This is a genomic window from Microcoleus sp. OTE_8_concoct_300, assembly GCF_031383065.1.
Lineage (GTDB): Bacteria > Cyanobacteriota > Cyanobacteriia > Cyanobacteriales > Microcoleaceae > Microcoleus.
Genome location: NZ_JANMZH010000641.1, coordinates 1 through 4,235, shown reverse-complemented (window position 1 = coordinate 4,235; position 4,235 = coordinate 1). Strand labels below are relative to the sequence as shown.

Genomic DNA, 4,235 nt, shown 5'->3' with positions numbered 1-4,235 from the left:
CAAAAAGTTAAGGCTCGGTTTGCCTATCCAGCACAACCCCAGTACAGGTTCTGCATCAGCCAAGTGTGTTTCGGGACACCAAAACATACCGTCCCCCCGCAGTTGGGGGTCAAAGTAACGAATTAAGCGATCGGTAGTTTTCGGCTCAACGCCGTAAAAAGCATCTACCTGTTCGGGTAGTAGCACAAGAGCTTGATAGTAGTGCAGCCATTGAGTAGGTTTGATAGGGTAAAGCACTTCGGCTGCACTATCGTGGGAAATACCGTCAAACACGGCATCCCGATACCAGCGAAGCGCCAAAGGGGCGTCCCACGAGTACGTTAAAAATTGCGATCGTGGGGTATTACAAGCGGACTGTTGTGACATAATAAAGTAGCCAAGAGTTGTAAGCTAACTGGAGGCAAATGCACCCTGAAAGCGTTGACGCGCCGTAAGGGTGTTGTATTGTTACGACGATCGCATTAAAAATCACTTCAAGTCAAGTCCCAAAATCGGTCATATTCAGTCCTTTTTTACAGTTAGCCGCCTAACATGGGCGGCTAAACCACAAAATACACTTAAATACTCTCATTTATACAAAATCACGTTTCGTTTAACCAACGGGATAGGTTTATTTAGCAAAGGAAGTTTAAGCACCGCATGGTCAAACTCGCAATCAGCAATAGGGCGTCGTTCGTCGGGTGTCACTTTTTGCCCCGCTACGGTTATCTCTTTCGTCTGTTTTGTGTACTTGGTTGTAGAGGTACTCTCGCTTATGTTAAAGCCATCCTTGTCGGGTGCGTAGTCAAATATCTTAAGCAGTGCTGTGAATAAATTGATACCATCTTGCTTGTTTTGCACATAAGCGTATCCCTCAAGCCCTTGTAATCGTGCGGCCAACCCAGTGTAAGATACGCACTCTTTACCTTTCTTCCAGACGTATTTAGTATCTCCAAAAATAGTTTTTATTTTTTGCGCCCATCTCTTAATATCTGCGGGTGTTACAGGTTGCACAAGTTTAAAAGTTTTTGCAATTAAATCGTCATCGGTAAAACCCGTACACCGTATCGATTTAACACCTTTTTTTTTCTCTGGACTAATAAAATGAAGTTCAAGTAAGGGAAATCCTTTAAGTGGTGGCTTACTGTTTTTCCCTGGTATATTTTCAACGCTACCGCTTTGCTGGTATCCAATTGCGTTAATGTGATACACCAAGTCTCGGTCAGTACCCGATAGTTTGTGAAACGTGTTTTCATCTTCTTTGTCTGGATAGTATTTAATCCATCTACCAATATCACTTTTTTCTTTTGGCGTAATGTCGATAAATTTAGGCTTAGTCCAGCTTTCTCTTTCTAATTTGTTGTTAGGTGGTTTAGAAAATTCTTTCCACCATTCGTCAAAATCAATCCCGCCCGTAGATAGTAAATCATTAATCGCAAAAAGTAATGACGGCTCATCTTTATCGAGAGTAAGGCGCTTGGTAGTAGATTTTTGAGGCATAGCTTGGTAGGCAAAAAATATTTATCTTTAGAATATTCTAGCTCACCGATAATCACCGTAATGTTTGTGCAAACCTATTAGGTTTGTATGCGGACATTCACCGTAATAAAACCAGTGTATAGGTGCTAAATTATTACATATAGAGTTTTGCAGGTAAAACAATATGCCAAGGACTAAAAAGCAATTTTCATTTTTAAATAGAGCGCTTAAGGTAGCGGGTGGTACACCTACGCCGGGAAGTACGCTCGACAATTATCTAAAGTTTAAAACGGGTGTCAACAAACGCAACGCAGGCAAAATTCCAGCAGACGCTAGAAAACTTGTCACTTATTCTGCGGTCCCTTTTGGGGGACCCGATGCCGACAAAGCAACAAGTGCCGACAAGCGCTACAGGATAAGCCTTAGCAAATTTTCTAACGATTGGCGCGGTGGCGCGGGTGCAATTAGTAAAGCTGAAATTGGATATGATACTATCGATCCTCTCAACAAAACTGATTCAACTTACTATCCGGCACAAATGAAAGTTTTTGTACCCGATGGTGGCGCTGCGGCCGTAGCCACAGCCAAAGTTTCAGGAATTACAAAAAGGTCGTACAAATCTAAGGCAGGCAAAAGTTACACATTACCATTTGGAGCTGTTGTCACAAAAACGACTCAAAACGAATACCGAGAACAAATGTCGATTCTTGGTGATAAGGCTAAAGTGGCAGGCGCAACAAGCGTTACGTTCGTCCCCGAAGAATGGACCTCTCCCACTCGAGAAGCAGTAGCAGGAACTTAATTAAATGTTGGAATCACAAACAATTCTTAATGCAGTATCTGAATGTTTTGAGATATGGATTCCAACTAACCTGTCACCCGAAGAATTTGAATTAGAATTACACCGGGTGACAGTCTTAAGGACTGCATTGAATGACTTGATGGCGAATAAAATGTCATTATCTGATTATCTGGAGTTTGCAGACTTTTTAAATATCGATATTGACAATTATTTAAATGAAGTTGAAGAAAATCTAGAATCCACTCCTTTAGTTATTTTGAAATAAATGCTCACACTTAATGATTTGGCAGAAGCGCAAGCTAACGGAACATACAATCCGAAACAACTTCCTGTAGAGTCTGTTGAGTTTTCTAAAGTTAATCACGAAACAGTTCTTAAAGAGTTTTATGACACTGACGGTGAAAAAACAGGGGAAATTAGATTAGAGTTAGGAGCTGATGGGGTTTACATTCAGTTTGATTGTGACTGTATTGACGCTTTGCCTTATTGTCAGGCTCAGTGCTGTGCTTTGATTGGTACAGCCGTACTACCTGATGAATTACTGGAATTTAATTACCCTGTTGATGTATCGCCTGAGAGTGAAGTAGAAATCACTATGAAGCGAAGCGCTGATGGATTTTGTAAATGTTTAAATCGAGAAAGCCGAACTTGTAATATTTACGAAAATCGTCCCAACACTTGCAAAACTTTCCATTGCACTCGCGGTGCTGAGGTTAGAGGATGGAAGCTAAGCAATAGAGTCCACAGGCAATCTTTTCTGTAATGGCTGATATATTTTCGGATGATTCTAGATGGTTTAATTTTGGAACTTTGCCTGCTTTGCCTGATTGGCAGTTATTTTCATCGGGAGCTTTAGGTGGAAAGTTGTTTGAAGTAAGTTTTGGACTTGACTGGAATGCTTGGGACTCAGGTAGTGACGGTAAATTCAAAAGTTATTGCTTGTTAAACTTTTATTATCGCCGAAACGGTGTTTTTGATGTTAGCGAACAACGCTCTAAAAAAATATATTTAAAACCGGGAGCGCAAATAATAGAATGCCCAACTCCTGTTGAGTTTGCAAGCGAAAATTCTAGTGTTGTCACAAGAGTTCCCGGCTTTAGGTATCAAACTTTTAAAAAAGCTGCGATGTACACGCCAGAAGCAGTCTTCTCTTGGACTTTAAAGCTTAGATATTTAGTTCAACAGTAAAAAGGAGCGCACATTAAAATGACAATAAAAGAATTATTGGAGATTATTATTTTAGTTATTGGTGGGGGTGGGGCTGCTGCAACTGGGGCGTTTGCGTTTGCAACACACAAGTACAGCATTGAGCTAACAAAGCTTCAGTTGGAAATTAGAACCCATAGTTTTGAATCAGGAAGAAAACAGCAGCAAAATATAGATAATTTGACTGTAGAGATTGGTGTAATCAAATGCGACCTTCGGGATATTAAAGGTGTCTTGATACGAGATGGAGTGTTGCACGATAGAGCGGGTTTTCCTGAAGAAAATATACCCAAACGCACGGGATGGACAATTGAAGATGCTTGAAATAGATCGTTACGTGTTCCGAGGGTTAATGTTCTTTTTGTGTTGCAGTGCAACCGCCGCTACATTTGCGGCGTTAGCCATTGGCTTAAAAGTTCACGGTGATGCACCCGTAAATTTGACTACCCTGGCCAGCACGTTGTTTGGTTTTGCAATCGCGTTGGCTGCCAGGGCCAAAGGAAGTTAGTTGATTCAAGTATATTTTCTGGCTTAGCCGCCCGTGTTAGGCGGCTATTTGTGAAAAACGACTTAAGCGAAGAGGTGATTCTTGCAGAACGTCCGAAACAGTTCGAGTGCGTTTTCCTCTGAGGGCTGTTCTTGGCAGTATTGAGCAAACTCGGTTGTGACCTCAGCTAGCAAGGCAACTAGCTCGTTGCTGTCACCTTTAAACCCCTCCTGCCTAACCCCATCAAACAGAAGCTGGTAAAACTCCTTAAGGAAGCAATAT

8 protein-coding genes are annotated in these 4,235 nt (G+C 41.5%); 5 read left to right on the top strand and 3 right to left on the bottom strand.

Annotated elements, in window-relative coordinates; translation table 11 throughout:
* Both ACUVJL_RS29075 and ACUVJL_RS29070 read right to left on the bottom strand, forming a co-directional pair.
* A partial coding sequence (locus ACUVJL_RS29075) for a hypothetical protein (RefSeq protein ID WP_445249026.1) occupies window positions 1–366 on the bottom strand: 366 nt, incomplete at its 3' end.
* A gap of 201 nt (window positions 367–567) precedes the next feature.
* Window positions 568–1,479 (bottom strand): hypothetical protein, encoded by a 912-nt coding sequence (locus tag ACUVJL_RS29070; protein ID WP_445249025.1) that lies wholly within the window; start codon window positions 1,477–1,479, stop codon window positions 568–570.
* Between the two features lie 163 nt (window positions 1,480–1,642).
* On the opposite strand from ACUVJL_RS29070, the gene ACUVJL_RS29065 reads away from it, so the two are divergent.
* The 5 genes from ACUVJL_RS29065 to ACUVJL_RS29045 are packed head-to-tail and all read left to right on the top strand — an operon-like array spanning window position 1,643 to window position 3,790.
* Window positions 1,643–2,260, top strand: coding sequence for a hypothetical protein (locus tag ACUVJL_RS29065; protein ID WP_445249024.1), 618 nt, complete (start codon window positions 1,643–1,645; stop codon window positions 2,258–2,260).
* A 4-nt stretch (window positions 2,261–2,264) separates the two neighbouring features.
* Window positions 2,265–2,525 carry a hypothetical protein gene (locus ACUVJL_RS29060; RefSeq protein WP_445249023.1) on the top strand — a complete coding sequence of 87 codons (261 nt, stop codon included), beginning with the start codon at window positions 2,265–2,267 and terminating at the stop codon, window positions 2,523–2,525.
* The gene (locus ACUVJL_RS29055; RefSeq protein ID WP_445249022.1) at window positions 2,526–3,023 is read left to right on the top strand and encodes a YkgJ family cysteine cluster protein; all 498 of its coding nucleotides are present in this window, start codon (window positions 2,526–2,528) and stop codon (window positions 3,021–3,023) included.
* A complete protein-coding gene (locus tag ACUVJL_RS29050) occupies window positions 3,023–3,448 on the top strand; it encodes a hypothetical protein (protein ID WP_445249021.1) in 426 nt (141 codons plus the stop codon). Before ACUVJL_RS29055 ends, ACUVJL_RS29050 begins: the two co-directional genes overlap by 1 nt.
* A gap of 18 nt (window positions 3,449–3,466) precedes the next feature.
* Window positions 3,467–3,790, top strand: coding sequence for a hypothetical protein (locus ACUVJL_RS29045; protein WP_445249020.1), 324 nt, complete (start codon window positions 3,467–3,469; stop codon window positions 3,788–3,790).
* 246 nt (window positions 3,791–4,036) lie between these two features.
* Here the strand turns inward: ACUVJL_RS29045 and ACUVJL_RS29040 are convergent.
* On the bottom strand, window positions 4,037–4,235 hold a 199-nt coding region (locus tag ACUVJL_RS29040; RefSeq protein ID WP_445249019.1), incomplete at its 5' end, for a hypothetical protein.